Source organism: Pseudomonas reactans, from assembly GCF_013387025.1.
In the GTDB taxonomy this organism is placed as follows: domain Bacteria; phylum Pseudomonadota; class Gammaproteobacteria; order Pseudomonadales; family Pseudomonadaceae; genus Aquipseudomonas; species Aquipseudomonas reactans.
In genome coordinates this window covers 86,229-104,917 of record NZ_JACAQP010000010.1, presented here as the reverse complement: position 1 = coordinate 104,917, position 18,689 = coordinate 86,229, and the positions used below count along the sequence as shown (strand labels likewise).

Annotated in this window: 16 protein-coding genes and 1 pseudogene; 8 read left to right on the top strand and 9 right to left on the bottom strand. The window is 59.9% G+C overall.

The features are described 5' to 3' along the window. Positions 1-70: 70 nt before the first annotated feature. The 8 genes from rseP to rpsB form a co-directional block, all read right to left on the bottom strand. The gene (gene rseP / locus HX793_RS12885) at positions 71-1,423 is read right to left on the bottom strand and encodes a sigma E protease regulator RseP (RefSeq protein ID WP_177050827.1); all 1,353 of its coding nucleotides are present in this window, start codon (positions 1,421-1,423) and stop codon (positions 71-73) included. Between the two features lie 40 nt (positions 1,424-1,463). Beyond that, positions 1,464-2,654, bottom strand: a complete 1,191-nt coding sequence (gene ispC, locus HX793_RS12880) for a 1-deoxy-D-xylulose-5-phosphate reductoisomerase (protein WP_177050825.1) — start codon at positions 2,652-2,654, stop codon at positions 1,464-1,466. Further along, a complete protein-coding gene (locus HX793_RS12875; protein WP_028619203.1) occupies positions 2,651-3,457 on the bottom strand; it encodes a phosphatidate cytidylyltransferase in 807 nt (268 codons plus the stop codon). The genes ispC and HX793_RS12875 overlap by 4 nt, the downstream gene beginning before the upstream one ends. Next, the gene (gene uppS / locus HX793_RS12870) at positions 3,458-4,213 is read right to left on the bottom strand and encodes a polyprenyl diphosphate synthase (RefSeq protein ID WP_016974405.1); all 756 of its coding nucleotides are present in this window, start codon (positions 4,211-4,213) and stop codon (positions 3,458-3,460) included. It abuts the gene before it with no gap. Positions 4,214-4,230: 17 nt separating this feature from the next. Beyond that, on the bottom strand, positions 4,231-4,788 hold the full coding sequence (gene frr / locus HX793_RS12865) for a ribosome recycling factor (protein ID WP_012722596.1): 558 nt from the start codon (positions 4,786-4,788) through the stop codon (positions 4,231-4,233). Next, positions 4,785-5,528, bottom strand: coding sequence for a UMP kinase (pyrH, locus tag HX793_RS12860; protein WP_003189161.1), 744 nt, complete (start codon positions 5,526-5,528; stop codon positions 4,785-4,787). Before pyrH ends, frr begins: the two co-directional genes overlap by 4 nt. A 212-nt stretch (positions 5,529-5,740) precedes the next feature. Beyond that, positions 5,741-6,604 carry a translation elongation factor Ts gene (gene tsf, locus HX793_RS12855; RefSeq protein ID WP_016975843.1) on the bottom strand — a complete coding sequence of 288 codons (864 nt, stop codon included), beginning with the start codon at positions 6,602-6,604 and terminating at the stop codon, positions 5,741-5,743. 203 nt (positions 6,605-6,807) lie between these two features. Then, a complete protein-coding gene (gene rpsB / locus HX793_RS12850; RefSeq protein ID WP_003189158.1) occupies positions 6,808-7,545 on the bottom strand; it encodes a 30S ribosomal protein S2 in 738 nt (245 codons plus the stop codon). Positions 7,546-7,932: 387 nt separating this feature from the next. On the opposite strand from rpsB, the gene map reads away from it, so the two are divergent. The 4 genes and pseudogenes from map to HX793_RS31610 form a co-directional block, all read left to right on the top strand. Next, complete coding sequence (gene map / locus HX793_RS12845; protein ID WP_016975842.1) at positions 7,933-8,715, top strand: type I methionyl aminopeptidase; 783 nt, start codon at positions 7,933-7,935, stop codon at positions 8,713-8,715. 62 nt (positions 8,716-8,777) lie between these two features. Then, positions 8,778-11,480 carry a [protein-PII] uridylyltransferase gene (locus tag HX793_RS12840; RefSeq protein WP_177050824.1) on the top strand — a complete coding sequence of 901 codons (2,703 nt, stop codon included), beginning with the start codon at positions 8,778-8,780 and terminating at the stop codon, positions 11,478-11,480. 143 nt (positions 11,481-11,623) lie between these two features. Further along, on the top strand, positions 11,624-12,820 hold the full coding sequence (dapC, locus tag HX793_RS12835) for a succinyldiaminopimelate transaminase (RefSeq protein ID WP_177050821.1): 1,197 nt from the start codon (positions 11,624-11,626) through the stop codon (positions 12,818-12,820). 134 nt (positions 12,821-12,954) lie between these two features. Continuing rightward, positions 12,955-13,539: pseudogene (locus HX793_RS31610) on the top strand (M12 family metallopeptidase); the annotation flags it as partial. 127 nt (positions 13,540-13,666) lie between these two features. Here HX793_RS31610 and HX793_RS12830 read toward each other — a convergent pair. Next, positions 13,667-15,310: a Na+/H+ antiporter gene (locus HX793_RS12830; RefSeq protein ID WP_177050819.1), complete on the bottom strand. Its 1,644-nt coding sequence runs from the start codon at positions 15,308-15,310 to the stop codon at positions 13,667-13,669. Between the two features lie 257 nt (positions 15,311-15,567). Here HX793_RS12830 and HX793_RS12825 point away from each other — a divergent pair, with 257 nt between their 5' ends. The 4 genes from HX793_RS12825 to HX793_RS12810 all read left to right on the top strand — a co-directional run bounded on the left by HX793_RS12825 (position 15,568) and on the right by HX793_RS12810 (position 18,624). After that, positions 15,568-15,876 carry an arsenate reductase gene (locus HX793_RS12825; protein ID WP_231124426.1) on the top strand — a complete coding sequence of 103 codons (309 nt, stop codon included), beginning with the start codon at positions 15,568-15,570 and terminating at the stop codon, positions 15,874-15,876. A 33-nt stretch (positions 15,877-15,909) separates the two neighbouring features. Continuing rightward, positions 15,910-16,944: a 2,3,4,5-tetrahydropyridine-2,6-dicarboxylate N-succinyltransferase gene (dapD, locus tag HX793_RS12820; RefSeq protein WP_177050817.1), complete on the top strand. Its 1,035-nt coding sequence runs from the start codon at positions 15,910-15,912 to the stop codon at positions 16,942-16,944. Positions 16,945-17,008: 64 nt separating this feature from the next. Then, positions 17,009-18,214, top strand: coding sequence for an aminotransferase class V-fold PLP-dependent enzyme (locus HX793_RS12815; protein WP_177050815.1), 1,206 nt, complete (start codon positions 17,009-17,011; stop codon positions 18,212-18,214). Next, positions 18,211-18,624: a SufE family protein gene (locus tag HX793_RS12810; protein WP_177050813.1), complete on the top strand. Its 414-nt coding sequence runs from the start codon at positions 18,211-18,213 to the stop codon at positions 18,622-18,624. The genes HX793_RS12815 and HX793_RS12810 overlap by 4 nt, the downstream gene beginning before the upstream one ends. The last annotated feature ends 65 nt before the right edge of the window (positions 18,625-18,689 follow it).

Genomic DNA, 18,689 nt, shown 5'->3' with positions numbered 1-18,689 from the left:
TCCTTTCTTATTCCAACTGGCAATAAACAAACTGCCGCAAAATGCGGCAGATTCGCAATTCAGCGAAGCGTTACAGTCGACCCAGATCGTTGACCAGGGCTAATAACATCACCCCGACCACCAAACTGATACCGATCTGTATCCCCCAACCCTGCACCCGATCCGACAAGGGGCGACCACGCACCCACTCGACCAGATAAAACAACAGATGCCCCCCATCCAATACAGGAATGGGCAGCAAATTCAGAACACCCAGGCTAATACTCAGATAAGCCAGGAAATTCAGGAAATCCGCGACACCCGACTGGGCAGAAGCGCCCGCCACTTTAGCAATGGTTATCGGTCCACTCAAGTTTTTTACCGAGAGCTCGCCGAACAACATTTTCTTGAGGGATTCGAGGGTCAGCACACTCATGGTCCAAGTGCGTTTTGCACCTTCGCCAATCGCCGCCAACGGCCCGTAACTCACCTCGCGCACCATGGATGGCGGCCATTCGACACCTTTGACCCCGGCACCCAGGTAACCCCCGGCCGCCTTGGCCTCCCCACGCACCGACAGGGTCACAGGGACGTCGATTTGAGCACCGTCGCGCTCGACTTTCAGCACAATTTTGGTATCAGGACGTACACGTACCAGGTCGACCACCTGCTGCCAGTCACCCAGCGCCTGACCATCGAGGGCCAACAGACGATCACCGGTTTTCAAGCCGGCAGCCTGGGCCGGACCTTTCGGATCCAGCTCAGCGAGGACCGGCGGCAAGGCCGGACGCCATGGGCGGATCCCCAGAGACTTGATCGGATCAGGCTCATCGGCACCCTTGAGCCAATGGTCGAGGGCCAGCTCACGTGGGGTTTCGCTGGTGGAATCCTGCTCGCGCACCACTACCTTGACGATGCCGCTTTCACCCAGCCGACGCACCAACTGCAAATTGACCGCGCCCCAGCCCGTGGTGGGTTCGCCATCAATAGATACAATTTCCTGCCCGGCAACCAATCCAGCCTTGGCGGCAATACTGTCCGACTCGACCGCACCAATGACCGGACGCACCTGCTGGCTGCCCAGCATGGCCAAGACCCAGAAGAACACCATTGCCAACAGGAAGTTGGCGATCGGGCCGGCGGCGACGATAGCAATGCGCTGACGAACGGTCTTGCGGTTGAAGGATTGGTCCAACTGGTCTGCCGGTACTTCGCCTTCGCGCTCATCGAGCATCTTGACGTAGCCACCCAACGGGATTGCTGCAATCACGAACTCGGTACCACGACGGTCGTGCCAGCGCACCAGCGGCATGCCGAAACCGACGGAAAAGCGCAGTACCTTGACGCCGCAACGACGTGCCACCCAGAAGTGGCCGAATTCGTGGAAGGTGACCAGCACACCCAGAGCAACCAGGGTGCCGACAATCATGTAAAGCGCACTCATCTAATTTCTCCGCATTCCAATCCAGTACCTGAAGATCAGGCTAACGCGCGTTGCGGTTCAACCATTGTTCTGCCAAGGCTCGGGCCTTGGTATCAGCCTCGAATACGGCCGCCAGATCATTCACCGCTACGACAGGCTCAAGTGCCAGGACGTCCTCGATGATACTCGCGATCTGCGGAAAGCGGATGCGCCGTTCGAGAAACGCTGCCACAGCCACTTCGTTGGCCGCGTTCAGCATTGCCGGTGCGCTGTTACCCACTTCCGCCGCTTGCCGCGCCAGGCGCAAGCAAGGGAAGCGCTGCTCGTCCGGCGCCTCGAAGTCCAGGCGGGCCACGGCAAACAGATCCAAAGGCGCTACGCCCGAATCAATCCGCTCAGGCCAGGCCAGAGCATTGGCAATTGGCGTGCGCATATCCGGGTTACCCAACTGCGCAAGCACCGAACCGTCCACGTAATCAACGAGAGAATGAATCACACTCTGCGGGTGAATCACCACCTCGACCTGATCCGGCCGTGCATCGAACAACCAGCACGCCTCGATCAGCTCCAGGCCTTTGTTCATCATGCTCGCCGAATCCACGGAGATTTTACGCCCCATGGACCAGTTCGGATGAGCGCACGCCTGGTCGGGCGACACATGCTCCAGCTCAGCCAGCGGGGTTTGTCGGAACGGACCACCAGAGGCAGTCAGCAGGATCCGGCGTACACCCACCTGGCTCAAGCCACGCGCATAATCGCCGGGCATGCATTGGAAGATTGCGTTGTGCTCGCTGTCCAGCGGCAACAGCACCGCACCACTCTTACGCACCGCCTGCATGAAGAGCGCACCGGACATGACCAGCGCTTCTTTATTGGCCAGCAGGATCTTCTTACCAGCATCCACGGCAGCCAAGGTTGGGCGCAGGCCCGCAGCGCCGACAATAGCAGCCACCACGGTATCCACTTCAGCATCGCCCGAGACCTGGCACAGCCCCTCCTCCCCCACCAGCACTTGAGTGGCAAGCCCGGCAGCCCGCAAATCATCCTGCAGGCTCCGAGCCGCAGCGGCCTCAGGCACCACGGCAAAGCGCGGCGCGTGACGCACACACAAGGCCAGCAGTTCGCTCAGGCGGGTAAAACCGGTCAGGGCGAAGACTTGGTAGCGATCAGGGTGACGAGCAATCACGTCCAGGGTGCTCAACCCCACCGAGCCGGTTGCACCGAGCACGGTGACTTGCTGCAGGCGGCTCACGAAGCGGTCATCCACAACAGTACGGCGAAGATCGGGATGGCAGCGGTCAGGCTGTCGATACGGTCCAGCACACCACCATGACCCGGCAGCAGGTTGCTGCTGTCCTTGATCCCGGCCTGACGCTTGAACATGCTTTCAGTGAGATCACCTACGACCGAGATGAACACGACAATGGCGGTGGCCAGCAGTGCCAGGAAAATCTCCTTCACCGACCAGTCACGCACAACACCGACAACCAGCGTGATCACCAGGGTCAACGCCAGGCCGCCATACACGCCTTCCCAGCTCTTGCCTGGACTGACCGCCGGCGCCAGCTTGCGCTTGCCGAAGGCCCGACCGGAGAAGTAGGCGCCGATATCTGCGCCCCAGACCAACACCATAACCGCCAGGATCAGCCAGTTACCCATTGGATAACGCTTGATCTCCACCAGCCCTTGCCAGGCCGGTAGCAGGATCAACAAACCGATCACCAGCTTGCAGGCCACACTGGACCACTTGCTGCTGGTGCCCGGATAGGTCAACACCAGGAATGTCGCCAGCGCCCACCACAGCACCGCCGCCCCCAACACCCAGGGCGCTATGTCCGGCAGGATGTACAGGAGGAACGCCAAGGCAGCTACGACAGCGGCATACACAACGCGCGGCAATTGCGCACTGAAACCCGCCAGCCGCGCCCATTCCCAGGCACCCAGGGTGACCACCAGGCCGATAAACAGCGCAAAGGCGGAACCGTCGAGCAGGAAAAACCCACACAAGGCGATCGGCAACAGGATCAGTGCTGTGATGATTCGTTGTTTAAGCATTTAAACCCGGGCTCCAGCTTCGATCTGCTCGCTCGTTTTACCGAAGCGACGCTGACGGGAAGCGAAATCGGCCAGCGCGTTACGCATGGCATCGTGTTTGAAGTCCGGCCAGAACAGGTCGGAGAAGTACAGCTCGGTGTAAGCCAGTTGCCACAGCAAGAAATTGCTTATGCGGTGCTCACCACCGGTACGGATGCACAAGTCTGGCAGCGGCAGGTCGCCGGTCACCAGGCAGGTCTGCAACAGTTCAGGGGTGATGTCGTCGGGCCGAAGATGACCGGCCTGCACTTCACGCGCCAGACGCTGTGCAGCCTGGGCGATATCCCACTGACCACCGTAGTTGGCAGCGATCTGCAGCACAAATCGATTGGCCCCGGCCGTAATGGCCTCGGCTTCGCGCATGGCGGCTTGCAGTTCGGGATGAAAGCGCGAGCGATCGCCGATGATGCGCAGGCTGATGTTGTTGTCGTTGAGCCGCTTGGCTTCACGACGCAAGGCCTTGAAGAACAGGTCCATCAAGGCGCTGACTTCTTCGGCGGGCCGCTGCCAGTTCTCACTGGAGAAGGCGAACAAGGTCAACACCTCGACCTTGGCCTCGGCGCACACCTCGATCACAGCCCGAACCGCATCGACACCCGCTTTATGCCCGGCAACACCCGGCATAAAGCGTTTCTTCGCCCAGCGATTATTCCCATCCATGATGATCGCGACATGGCGCGGCACCACAGAGGGTACAGTCTGCTTGGTCTTTTCCATGAAGGCGTCCTGACCCCTTATACGGCCATCAGGTCCTTTTCTTTTTCTTCGGTAGCCTTGGTGATTTGGGCCTCGGCATCCTTGGTCAGCTTGTCGATATCAGCGGTGGCACGACGCTCTTCGTCTTCGCTGATTTCCTTGTCCTTGACCAGTTTCTTCAAGTCACCCAAGGCATCACGACGGATGTTGCGCACGGCAACACGCGCATCTTCGGCAGCACTACGCGCCTGCTTGGTGAAACCCTTACGGGTTTCTTCGGTCAGGGCCGGCATGGAGATCAGCAGCAGCTCACCCAGGTTGGTCGGGTTGAGGTTCAAACCGGCACTCTGGATGGCCTTGTCGACAGCACCCAGCATGTTGCGCTCGAACGCGACGACTTGCAGCGTGCGCGAGTCTTTAACAGTAATGTTGGCAACGCTGCTGATCGGGGTATCGGAACCGTAGTAAGGCACCATCACGCTGCCCAGGATGCTCGGGTGCGCCTTGCCGGTACGGATCTGGCCAAATGCATGGCTCAGGGATTCCAGGGATTTTTGCATACGCGCCTGGGCGTCTTTCTTGATTTCGTTGATCATTGTTGGCCTTCCTCGATCAGAGTCCCTTCTGCGCCGCCGTGTACAATATTCAGCAGGGCGCCGGGCTTGTTCATGTTAAATACGCGCAGCGGCATCTTGTGGTCGCGGCACAGGCAAATAGCCGTCAGGTCCATCACGCCCAGCTTGCGATCCAGTACTTCATCGTAGGTCAGATGATCGAACTTCTCGGCATGCGGGTCTTTGAATGGATCGGCAGTGTACACACCATCTACCTTGGTCGCCTTCAACACCACGTCAGCGTCGATTTCGATGGCGCGCAGGCAGGCTGCGGAGTCGGTGGTGAAGAACGGGTTGCCCGTACCAGCGGCGAAGATCACCACTTCCTTGGAATTCAGGTGGCGCATGGCTTTGCGGCGGTCATAGTGATCGGTCACGCCGACCATGGAAATAGCTGACATCACGATAGCCGAGATGTTGGCACGCTCCAGGGCGTCGCGCATGGCCAGGGCGTTCATCACAGTGGCCAGCATGCCCATGTGGTCGCCAGTAACCCGATCCATGCCAGCGGCGCTCAGTGCCGCGCCGCGGAACAGGTTGCCACCGCCGATCACCAGGCCGACCTGTACGCCGATGCCGACCAGTTGGCCAACTTCCAGCGCCATGCGGTCGAGCACCTTGGGATCGATCCCGAACTCTTCCGAGCCCATCAGGGCCTCGCCGCTGAGCTTGAGTAGAATGCGTTTATAGCGAGCCTGATAACCACTGCCCTGCTGAGCCATTGCGAATCTCTCCTGCGGCGTATTTTTTAAAAATTCTTGGCGAGCCGTTTTACGGCTTGCGTTCACTCTAGCTGGACGCTGCTACAGCGCCATCGGAACACGGCTTTGTAAGCCAGTTCCGAAGGGAAGCCAATTAAAATCGGCCTTCCCATTTGAAAAGAGGCTGCGCGCGTGAGCGGGCAGCCTCTTTCGGGCGACAGTTGAAAACTGTCTTATTGCTTGGCGGCAGCCAGCTGGGCAGCAACTTCTTCAGCGAAGTTGTCGACCGGCTTCTCGATGCCTTCGCCTACTTTGTAGTAAGTGAAGGAAACGATTTCAGCACCGGCTTTCTTGGCCAGTTCGCCAACCTTGACTTCAGGGTTCTTGACGAACGCCTGCTCAACCAGGCTCGCTTCAGCCAGGAACTTGCTGATACGGCCTTTGATCATGTTTTCAACGATGTTTTCTGGCTTGCCGGCGATCTTGTCGGCGTTCAGGCTCAGGAACACAGCTTTTTCACGCTCGATGGCTTCGTCAGAAACTTCCGAAGGCAGCAGGAATTCTGGGTTGCTTGCAGCAACGTGCATAGCGATGTCTTTGGCCAGCTCAACGTCGCCGCCTTTCAGAACAACGGCTACACCGATCTTGTTGCCGTGCAGGTAACCACCAACCACATCACCTTCAACGCGGGTCAGGCGACGGATGTTGACGTTTTCGCCAACCTTGCCGACCAGTACCAGGCGATCAGCTTCTTGCGCTTCGATCAGAGGCTCAACGGTAGTCAGCTTCTCGTCGAATGCTTTCTTGACGCTGGCAGCAACGAATGCCTTGAAGTCGTCTTGCAGGGCCAGGAAGTCGGTCTGCGAGTTCACTTCCAGCAGAACGGCAGCTTTACCGTCTTCAACCAGAGCGATAGCGCCTTCAGCAGCGACGTTGCCGGCTTTCTTGGCGGCCTTGATGGCGCCCGAGGCACGCATGTCGTCGATGGCTTTTTCGATGTCGCCGCCGGCCTTGGTCAAGGCCTTTTTGCAATCCATCATGCCTTCGCCGGTACGCTCACGCAGTTCTTTAACCAACGCTGCAGTAATCTCTGCCATTTCAAAATCCTCTTGGATAGGTTTTCAACCATTCCACCCGATCAAACGGGCGATCAATTCTTCCCGAATCTCCGTTGTAGGCCACTGCACGTTACAGTCGCTAGGTTGCGTTACCACAAGTGGGCGCCGACAAACGGTTTTCGAGGTGGCAAAAAGGGGGCCAAGCCCCCTTTTTGCTTACTGAGTCAACGCCAGGGCGCTAATTACTCAGCGGCAGCTACCGGAGCTTCTTCAACGAACTGCTCGGTACCACCAGCAACGTGGTTGCGACCACGGATTACAGCGTCAGCCATCGAACCCATGTACAGCTGGATAGCGCGGATTGCGTCATCGTTGCCTGGGATGATGTAGTCAACGCCTTCCGGGCTGCTGTTGGTATCGACTACGCCGATAACCGGGATGCCCAGCTTGTTGGCTTCGGTGATCGCGATGCGCTCGTGATCAACGTCGATAACGAACAGTGCGTCAGGCAGACCGCCCATGTCCTTGATACCACCCAGGGAACGATCGAGCTTTTCCAGGTCACGGGAGCGCATCAGCGCTTCTTTCTTGGTCAGCTTGGCGAAAGTACCGTCTTCGGCTTGTACTTCAAGGTCACGCAGACGCTTGATGGAAGCACGGATGGTTTTGAAGTTGGTCAGCATGCCACCCAACCAGCGGTGATCGACGTACGGCGAACCGCAACGTGCTGCTTCTTCAGCAACGATCTTGCCAGCGGAACGCTTGGTGCCGACGAACAGAATCTTGTTTTTGCCCTGGGCCAGACGCTCTACGAAAGTCAGAGCTTCGTTGAACATTGGCAGGGTTTTTTCAAGGTTGATGATGTGGATCTTGTTACGCGCGCCGAAAATGTATTTACCCATTTTCGGGTTCCAGTAACGGGTCTGGTGACCGAAGTGCACACCGGCCTTCAGCATATCGCGCATGTTGACTTGGGACATGATAGTTCCTTAATAAGTCGGGTTTGGCCTCCACGTATCCCAATGACCAACCAGCGGCATCAAGGCCTCCGGCACCCAGGTCATCGTGTCGACACGTGTGTGGATTTAAGCTTTGCGGGGTATCCCCGGAAAGCGGCGCATTTTATACCACAGCATCGGCAAAAACGGAATACGCAATCACACTTGCCGCAGCGCGCTTTCGTGTAACCCCTTGAATAGAGCTGATATAGCCCTACCTTATAGAGAGAAGCGATCATCAGAGGCTCATGATTTGAGGCCATGGTCTGTTAGAATCGCGTTTTCTGTGGCTTGTGCGAATTTTGCAACCTTTTGTCGCACGCCCGTAAACCGTATTGATTTCAGCGCGCCGCGCTAGAGAGAGCCTGTATGACCGTTAGCTTGAAAACCGCCGAAGACATCGCTGGCATGCGCATCGCCGGCAAACTGGCTGCCGACGTGCTGGAAATGATTGCCGAACACGTCAAGCCCGGCGTCACCACCGAAACCCTGAACCAGATCTGCCACGACTATATAGTCAATGTGCAGGGTGCCATCCCTGCCCCGCTGAACTACAAGGGCTTCCCCAAGTCGATCTGCACCTCGGTCAACCACGTGGTCTGCCACGGGATTCCAGGTGACAAGCCGTTGAAGGACGGCGACACCCTGAACATTGACGTCACCGTGATCAAGGACCGCTACTTCGGCGACACCAGCCGCATGTTCCACGTCGGCAATGTGCCAGTCTGGGCCGAGCGCCTGTCCCAGGTCACCCAGGAATGCATGTACAAGGCCATCGAGATCGTGAAACCCGGCTGCCGCCTGGGCGACATCGGTGAAGTGATCCAGAAGCACGCCGAAAAGAACGGTTTCTCGGTGGTCCGCGAATTCTGCGGCCACGGTATCGGTACCGTGTTCCACGAAGAGCCACAGATCCTGCACTACGGCCGCGCAGGCACCGGCATGGAACTCAAAGCGGGCATGACCTTCACCATCGAGCCGATGATCAACCAGGGCAAGGCCGACACCAAGGTGCTGGGCGACGGCTGGACCGCCATCACCAAGGACCGCAAGCTCTCAGCCCAGTGGGAGCACACCCTGCTGGTCACCGAAACCGGCTACGAGATCTTCACCCTGCGCGCTGACGACACCATCCCACGCGTTTCGGCGTGATGATTGCTTCGGTTTTCCCGCAACCCTGTCACTGACTTATAGCTAGAAAGGAAAGCCGATCGATGCCCCAGGTGGATCCCGAACTCTTCGACCGTGGCCAGTTCCAGGCCGAACTGGCCCTGAAGGCGAGCCCTATCGCCGCGTTCAAGAAGGCCATCCGCCAGGCCCGCGAGGTGCTCGACGAGCGCTTCCGCAGTGGCCGGGACATTCGCCGGCTGATCGAGGACCGCGCCTGGTTCGTCGATAACATCCTGCAAAAGGCCTGGGAGCAGTTCAATTGGAGTGAAGACGCCGATATCGCCCTGGTGGCCGTCGGCGGCTACGGACGTGGCGAGTTGCACCCTTACTCCGACATCGACCTGCTGATCCTGCTGGATAGTGCCGACCATGAGATCTTTCGCGATTCCATCGAGCGTTTTCTGACGCTGTTGTGGGACATCGGCCTGGAAGTCGGCCAAAGCGTGCGCTCGGTCGACGAATGCGCCGAAGAGGCCCGCGCCGACCTCACCGTCATCACCAACCTGATGGAAAGCCGCACCATCGCCGGCCCCGAGCGCCTGCGCCAGCGCATGCTCGAAGTCACCAGCACCGCGCATATGTGGCCAAGCAAGGACTTCTTCCTGGCCAAGCGTGCCGAGCAAAAGGCCCGTCACCACAAGTACAACGACACCGAATACAACCTGGAACCCAACGTCAAAGGCTCGCCCGGCGGGCTGCGGGACATCCAGACGATTTTGTGGGTTGCCCGTCGCCAGTACGGCACCCTGAACCTGCGCGCCCTGGCTGGCGAGGGCTTCCTGGTAGAGAGCGAAAACGCCCTGCTGGCCTCGTCCCAGGAGTTCCTGTGGAAAGTGCGCTACGCCCTGCACATGCTCGCCGGGCGCTCCGAAGACCGCCTGCTGTTCGACCATCAGCGCTCCATCGCTACCCTGCTGGGTTTTGAGGGTGAAGACGCGAAGACCAGCATCGAAAGCTTCATGCAGCAGTACTACCGAGTGGTCATGAGCATTGCCCAGCTCAGCGACCTGATCATCCAGCACTTCGAAGAGGTGATCCTGGCCCCCGAAGACGAAGCGCCGCCGCAGCCGATCAACGCACGCTTCCAACTGCACGACGGCTATATCGAGGCACGCAACGACAACGTGTTCCGCCGCACGCCGTTCGCCATGCTGGAAATCTTCGTGCTGATGGCCCAGCAGCCGGAAATCAAAGGCGTGCGCGCCGACACCATCCGCCTGCTGCGGGAGAACCGTCACCTGATCGACGAAGATTTCCGCAACGACATCCGCAACACTAGCCTGTTCATCGAGCTGTTCAAGTGCAAGATCGGTATCCACCGCAACCTGCGGCGCATGAACCGTTACGGCATCCTCGGGCGCTATCTGCCGGAGTTCGGCTTTATCGTCGGTCAGATGCAACACGACCTGTTCCACATCTATACCGTGGACGCGCACACCCTGAACCTGATCAAGCACCTGCGTAAGCTTCAGTACACGCAAGTGTCAGAGAAATTCCCGCTGGCCAGCAAACTCATGGCCAAGCTGCCCAAGCCCGAGCTGATCTACCTGGCCGGCCTGTACCACGACATCGGCAAGGGCCGGCATGGCGACCACTCCGAGGTGGGCGCGGTTGACGCCGAAGCTTTCTGCCAGCGTCATCAGTTGCCCGTTTGGGACAGCCGCCTGATCGTCTGGCTGGTGCAGAACCATCTGGTGATGTCGACCACCGCCCAGCGCAAGGACTTGTCCGACCCGCAGGTGATCCACGACTTTGCGCAGATCGTCGGCGATGAGACCCGCCTCGACTACCTGTACGTGCTGACCGTCTCCGACATCAACGCCACCAACCCTACACTCTGGAACTCCTGGCGTGCCAGCCTGTTGCGCCAGCTCTACACCGAGACCAAGCGCGCCCTGCGCCGTGGCCTGGAAAACCCGGTAGATCGCGAAGAGCAGATCCGCCGCACCCAAAGTGCGGCCTTGGACATTCTGGTGCGCGGCGGCAACGATCCGGACGATGTCGAGCAATTGTGGTCGCAACTGGGCGACGATTACTTCTTGCGCCACACCGCCGGCGATGTCGCCTGGCACACTGACGCGATCCTGCAACAGCCCGCCGACGGTGGCCCGCTGGTGCTGATCAAGGAAACCACCCAACGCGAATTCGAGGGCGGCACGCAGATCTTCATCTACGCACCGGACCAGCACGACTTCTTCGCCGTGACCGTGGCGGCCATGGACCAGCTCAACCTGAACATCCATGACGCCCGCGTCATCACCTCCAGCAGCCAGTTCACCCTCGACACCTATATCGTGCTCGACACCGACGGCGACTCGATTGGCGACAACCCGGCGCGCGTGAAAAAGATCCGCGAAGGCCTGACCGAGGCCCTGCGCAACCCTGACGACTACCCGACCATCATCCAGCGCCGGGTACCGCGCCAACTCAAACACTTTGCGTTTGCGCCCCAGGTAACCATTTCCAACGACGCCCAGCGCCCGGTGACGGTGCTGGAACTCAGCGCCCCGGATCGTCCGGGCCTGCTGGCACGCATCGGCGGGATTTTCCTGGAGTTCGACCTGTCGCTGCAAAACGCCAAGATTGCGACCCTCGGCGAGCGCGTGGAAGACGTGTTCTTCATCACCGATGCCGACAACCAGCCGTTGTCCGATCCGGAACTGTGCCTGCGTCTGCAGGAAGCCATCGTCCAGCAGCTAAGCGTCACCCAGGAACCCGGCGTCGAGCTGACACGCCTGACCATATGAATTTTTAACTTTGTAAACACGCCCCTTGTGCGAGCTGGCTTGCCTGCGATGGCATCGCCGCGGTCAGCCAGTTGCACCGCGCTGCCCGCATCGCAGGCAAGCCAGCTCCCACAGGGTCTGTGTACACCGTCATAGAGGCTTACATGAACAACGCCCTGAACCAGCTCCAGCCCTACCCGTTCGAGAAACTGCGCGCCCTGCTGGGCAGCGTCACGCCAAACCCGGACAAGCGCCCGATCGCGCTGTCCATCGGCGAACCGAAGCACAAATCCCCGCAGTTCGTCGCTGAGGCGTTGAGCAACAACCTCGACCAGATGGCCGTGTACCCGACCACCCTGGGCATCCCGGCCCTGCGCGAAGCCATCGGTGCCTGGTGCGAGCGTCGCTTCAACGTACCCAAGAGCTGGCTCGACCCGGCGCGCAACATCCTGCCGGTCAACGGCACCCGTGAAGCGCTGTTCGCCTTCACCCAGACCGTGGTCAACCGTGGCGCCGACGCACTGGTGGTCAGCCCGAACCCGTTCTACCAGATCTACGAAGGCGCGGCGTTCCTGGCCGGAGCCAAGCCGCACTACCTGCCGTGCCTGGACGCCAATGGCTTCAACCCGGACTTCGACGCTGTGACGCCGGACATCTGGAAGCGCTGCCAGATCCTGTTCCTGTGCTCGCCCGGCAACCCGACCGGCGCGCTGATCCCCGTCGACACCCTGAAAAAACTCATCGCCCTGGCCGACGAATACGACTTCGTCATCGCCGCCGACGAGTGCTACAGCGAACTGTACTTCGACGAACAAACCCCGCCGCCCGGCCTGTTGAGCGCGTGCGTCGAACTGGGCCGCCAGGACTTCAAGCGCTGCGTAGTGTTCCACAGCCTGTCCAAGCGCTCGAACCTGCCGGGCCTACGCTCCGGTTTTGTGGCCGGCGACGCGGACATCCTCAAGGCCTTCCTGCTGTACCGCACCTACCACGGGTGTGCGATGCCGGTGCAAACGCAACTGGCCAGCATTGCTGCCTGGCAGGACGAAGCCCACGTGCTGGCCAATCGTGACTTGTATCGCGAGAAATTCGACGCAGTACTGGCGATTCTCAAGCCGGTACTGGACGTAGAGAGCCCAGATGGTGGCTTCTATTTGTGGCCGAATGTGAATGGCGACGACGCTGCGTTCTGCCGCGACCTGTTCGTGGAAGAACATGTGACCGTCGTGCCGGGTTCGTACCTGTCGCGGGAGGTGGATGGCTTCAACCCTGGCGCCGGTCGTGTGCGGATGGCGTTGGTTGCGCCGTTGGCGGAGTGTGTGGAAGCGGCTGAGCGGATCCGGGCGTTCATTAGCCGCCGCTAAAACGCTGAAGCCCGTGGTATCTGACAGATATCACGGGCCAAAGTAACAATCGCCGACACTCAATGCTGGAACTTTCCCTACGTTCAGGACGAATCAAATGACAGTTTCGTCACTGACTCCAACGGGAAAACGCCATGATCTCAGCCACCGTTTTTACCCTCTGCTCCCCTCCCCCCACTGATCGCTCGAACGACGGCGTCGATCAACCCGAACGCCTTTCCAGACGTCGACGCAATGTGGGTGAACCCGCTAAATACTGGCCGCAAAACAGCACCATCAAGATCGCGATGTACGATTACCCGATGGATGCCCCCTATGTGCTGGCAGTCAAAAACGCCGCCAGCGAGTGGTCAACCCATATCAACCTCACATTCGAGTTCGTATCGGGCGACGAGGGCGACGTTAGAATTACGCAGAATATAGTAGGCGACGCGGGCGGCTCCTCACGGATAGGTAACGACGCTCAACGTGCTTTGTATGGAGCCCCAACGATGAGCCTGCCGATAGATCATACGTTGCCGTCATTCAACCAGACCGTGCTGCATGAGTTCGGGCACATGCTGGGCGCACACCACGCGCATCAACATCCCGATAACAATATCCAGTGGAATCAGTCAGTTCTTGACATGAACTACCCACGAACCTATCAGCAAACCAACTTTCTACCGCTACCGCGCAGCGGGTCCTACGATTTTTTGCCCTACGATCCAGACTCGATCATGCATTACTCCCTCAGCCCCGGCTTGACCACTAGCAACGAGTTTCACTCAAGAGGCTCGACACTCAGTGCCGGGGACATTGCCTGGGCAAAAAAAACCTACCCCAGACCCAATAAGGGCGAAAACGCTACTTTTTCAATCCCAGGTTCGCCTCACTCATATCAAGCTCCGCCAATACCTCCCGCAATACATCGTCCGCGATTTCGTGATGCCGACTCAGACTGTACAACTCAAGGCGTTGCGCACGCAGGGCTTTGAGCCGAAGCTTGCGCTCCAACTGGTCCAACTGCTGCGCCAGCATTTGGGCTTCGGTCGAGTCGTTGAACACCTCCAATTGATGGCGATATTCCGACATCAATCGTGCCTTGAGCTCAGCGGCCAATGCCGACTGGGCGGCATCCGGGGTCCCGGCCTCACCGGGCTCTTCGGTTTCCAGGGCATGGATCGCGGCCACGGCGGTTTTCTTCCAGGCTTCGCGCACCTCGTTGTGGCGCTTTTCGTCGGGGCTCTTTTCGATACCGCGCAACAACAGCGGCAAGGCGATACACGCGGCGATCAGCGACAACAGAATCACGCCTGCCGCGATGAAAATCAGCAGGTCACGCTCGGGAAAATCCTGTCCAGGCGCCAGCAACAACGGCACCGACATCACACCCGCCAGCGTCACCGCACCGCGCACCCCACCGACCGTCAACAGCCAGCAGGACCGGGCGGTCGGTACCAGCGTCAGTTCACTTTTCCCACGTAGCCTGCGCAGCAAACCCGACAGCCGCCAGATGCTCTGCACCCAGATAAAGCGCAGCACCACCAGCACCAGGAAGATCGCGACCACATCCAGGCAGCGATAAAACAGGGTCGGCCACAGTGTCGGCTCATGGCTGACCACCGCCTTGATGATGTCCGGCAGTTGCAGGCCCAGCAGCAGGAAGATCAACCCATTGAAGGCGAACTCCAGCAACGACCACACGCTACGATTGAGCAAACGCGTGCTGGTCTGGCGCGGCAGCAGGTCGAGCCAGCTCTGCATCATGCCCGCCGCCACCGCCGACAAAATGCCCGAAGCCCCCAGCCGTTCGGCCAGCACATAGGCCGCAAACGGCAGCAGCAACATGAACACCACGTGAGTTGCCGGGTCGTCCCAGCCCCGGGCGATCATCCACGCGCGCAACCGGCCGACCAGCCAACTCAGGGCCACGCCGACCGCCAGGCCACCGACTGCCACCAGCACGAATGTGAGGCTGGCATCCGCCAGGGAAAACACCCCGGTCAACGCCGCCGCCAGGGCGAACTTGAAGGTCACCAGGCCCGAGGCATCATTCATCAAGGCCTCGCCCTGGAGCATGTGCATCAGCGGCGTGGGCAAGCGGTTCTGGGAAATGGCCGACACCGCCACGGCATCCGTCGGCGATAACACGGCCGCCAGGGCGAAGGCCACCGGCAACGGGATCGTCGGCAAAATCCAATGAATGAAGTAACCGGCGCCCACTACGGTAAACAGCACCAGGCCCACCGCCAGTGTCAGGATCGGCCCGCGCAGGCGCCACAACTCTCGCTTGGGCATACGCCAGCCATCGGAGAACAACAACGGCGGCAAGAACAGAAACAGGAACAACTCGGGGTCCAGCGCCACATGCAGCCCCAGCGTCGGCCAGGCCAGCAAGGCACCGGCGGCAATCTGTACCAAGGGCAACGGCAGAGGAATGACACGCCCGACCAGACGCGAAACGCTGACCAGCATCAGCAGGATAAGAACGGTGTAGGCGGTTTGCATAACGCGGTTTTCCCGGACAATCGACTTGCAACGACACACATCAGGCAACAACTGGCCGTTGAAGTGCCATATTAACGACCTATGCTGCCGGCTGGCATTTGCACATAAGTCGCACGCCAGCATGACGAGGGGCACCAGAGACCGCTGGTCATGGCATAATCCGTGACCTTTCGTTTCCACTTGGTCCAAAGGGGGGCAATTCCTTGACCGCTTCAAGCAAAACGTTGCACCTTTTCGGCATCAAAGCCTGCGACACCATGAAAAAGGCGCGCACCTGGCTCGATGAGCACGGCGTCAGCTATGAGTTCCACGACTACAAAACGGCCGGTATCGACCGCGAACACTTGACCCAATGGTGCGACGAGCACGGTTGGCAGGTGGTTTTGAACCGTGCGGGCACCACCTTTCGCAAACTCGAAGACGAACGCAAAGCCGATCTCGATCAGTCGAAAGCCATTGAATTGATGCTCGCACAACCTTCGATGATCAAGCGCCCGGTGCTTGATCTCGGTGACAGAACCCTGATTGGCTTCAAGCCAGATAGTTATTCGGCGGCCCTCAAGTAGGCCAGCCCTTTCCATTTTTGTAGAGGTAACAGCATGTCCAATTCCCTGTTCAGCCTGGGCTTCGGCGTCGGCACTCAGAACCGCCAAGGTGCTTGGCTGGAAGTGTTTTACGCACAACCGCTGCTCAACCCGTCGGCAGAAATCATCAACGCCATCGCGCCGATCCTCGGCTACACCGAAGGCAACCAGGCGATCACCTTCACCATCAGCCAAGCGCTGCTACTGGCTGATGCGCTCAAGAATGTCGACGCTACCCAAGCCGCGCTGCTCAATCGCCTGGCTGAAAGCCACACGCCACTGGTCGCCACCCTGCTGGCCGAAGACGCCGCACTGACTTCCACGCCTGAGGCCTACCTCAAGCTGCACCTGCTGTCCCACCGCCTGGTCAAGCCCCACGGCCTGAGCCTGGCCGGTGTGTTCCCGCAGTTGCCAAACGTGGCCTGGACCAGCCAGGGCGCGATCGACATCAACGAACTGGCCGAACGCCAGTTGGAGGCCCGCCTGCGTGGCGAGCTGCTGGAAGTGTTCTCGGTGGACAAGTTCCCGAAAATGACCGACTACGTGGTGCCGAGCGGCGTGCGTATCGCTGATGCAGCACGCATCCGCCTGGGCGCCTACGTCGGCGAAGGCACCACCGTGATGCACGAAGGTTTCGTCAACTTCAACGCCGGCACCGAAGGCCCGGGGATGATTGAAGGCCGTGTATCGGCGGGCGTATTCGTCGGCAAGGGCTCGGACCTGGGCGGCGGTTGCTCCACCATGGGCACCCTGTCGGGCGGCGGCAACATCGTGATCAAGGTCGGCGAAGGCTGCCTGATCGGCGCCAACGCCGGTATCGGTATCCCGCTGGGCGACCGCAACACCGTTGAGTCAGGCCTGTACGTCACTGCCGGCACCAAGGTTGCGCTGCTGGACGAGCAGAACCAACTGGTCAAAGTGGTCAAGGCACGCGAGCTGGCCGGCCAGCCGGACCTGCTGTTCCGCCGCAACTCCGAGACCGGTGCCGTGGAGTGCAAAACCCACAAATCGGCCATCGAACTGAACGAAGCGCTGCACGCTCACAACTAAGCAGCCACTCGATGCCCCTAGCGGGCCCCGACCCTGGGGCTCGCTTATACGAGTCTTGAACACCATGCTAGTGCCCTCCCCCTGGCGCGCCGACTTTCCGGCCATCGCCACCCTGCAACGGCAAGACCAGACCTACCTGGACAACGCCGCCACCACGCAAAAACCCCAGGCCTTGCTGGATGCCATCAGCCATTACTACGCCAACGGCGCAGCGAATGTGCACCGGGCCCAGCATTTGCCAGGCGCCCATGCGACCCAGGCGTTTGAAGACAGCCGCAGCAAGGTCGCGCAGTGGTTGAATGCAGGCGACAGCGGGCAGATCGTGTTCACCCACGGCGCGACCTCTGCGCTCAACCTCCTGGCCTATGGCCTTGAGCACTTATTCAATGCGGGCGATGAGATTGTCATCAGCGCGCTGGAACACCACGCCAACCTGCTGCCCTGGCAGCAACTGGCCAAGCGTCGCGCACTGAACCTGGTGGTTCTGCCACTGAGTGATGACGGCGTGATCGACCTCACTGCCGCTGCCGAGTTGATCGGCCCGCGTACACGGCTACTGGCAGTGAGCCAGCTATCCAACGTGCTCGGCGCCTGGCAGCCGCTGGACGCTCTGATGGCACTCGCCCAGCCACACGGCGCGCTGACCGTAATCGACGGCGCCCAGGGCATCGTCCATGGTCGTCACGACGTGCAGGCCCTGGGTTGCGACTTCTACGTGTTTTCCAGTCATAAGTTGTATGGCCCGGACGGCGTCGGCGTGCTGTTTGGCCGTAACGAGGCCCTGCACCACGTGCGTCACTGGCAGTTCGGCGGCGAGATGGTGCAACAGGCCGATTACCACAGCGCCAGCTTCCGCCCGGCGCCACTTGGCTTTGAGGCCGGCACCCCGCCGATTGCCAGCGTGATCGGCCTGGGCGCCAGCCTGGATTACCTGAGTTCGCTGGATCAACAGGCAGTGATCGCCCATGAAGCGGCGTTGCATGATTACCTGTTGCGCGGGCTCAAAGCGCGCAATGGCGTGCACGTGCTGGGTTCGCCCCAGGTGGCGTTGGTCAGCTTTGTGGTCGACGGCGTGCATAACGCCGACCTCGCGCACCTGCTCACCGAGCAAGGCATCGCCGTGCGCGCCGGGCATCACTGCGCCATGCCGTTGCTCAAGGCGATGCATCTGTCGGGGGCGATTCGTGTGTCCCTGGCGCTGTATAACGATTCCGATGACCTGGAACGCTTCTTTGAGGCACTGGATCAAGCCTTGGATATGCTGCGATGAACTTGCCGGTGGAGGCAGTGGCCGCGCTGGAGGCTTTTCAGGCTGTCGGCAGTTGGGAACAGCGCGCACGGATGCTGATGCAATGGGGTGAGCGCCTGCCCGCCCTGGCGGATGCGGAAAAAGTCGATTCGAACCTTGTGCAGGGCTGCGAAAGCCTGGTGTGGCTGGTCGGCCGTCTGCACGATGGCCACTGGCAGTTCGCCGCGAGCAGCGATGCACGCATGATCCGTGGACTGGTGGCCTTGCTGCTGGCACGGGTCAACGGTTTGTCTGGCGCCGAGTTGCAGGCAGTCGACCTGCCTGACTGGTTTGCCCAACTGGGCTTGTCACGCCAGCTTTCACCCTCGCGCAGCAACGGGCTCAACGCGGTCCTTCAACGCATGCGCACACTGAGCGTGAGCCAGGCTTAAATTCTTCATTCACGGCTACGTCTCTCTGGAACGGCGATCTCTGCAGTATCGCTTTCGGTCCACTG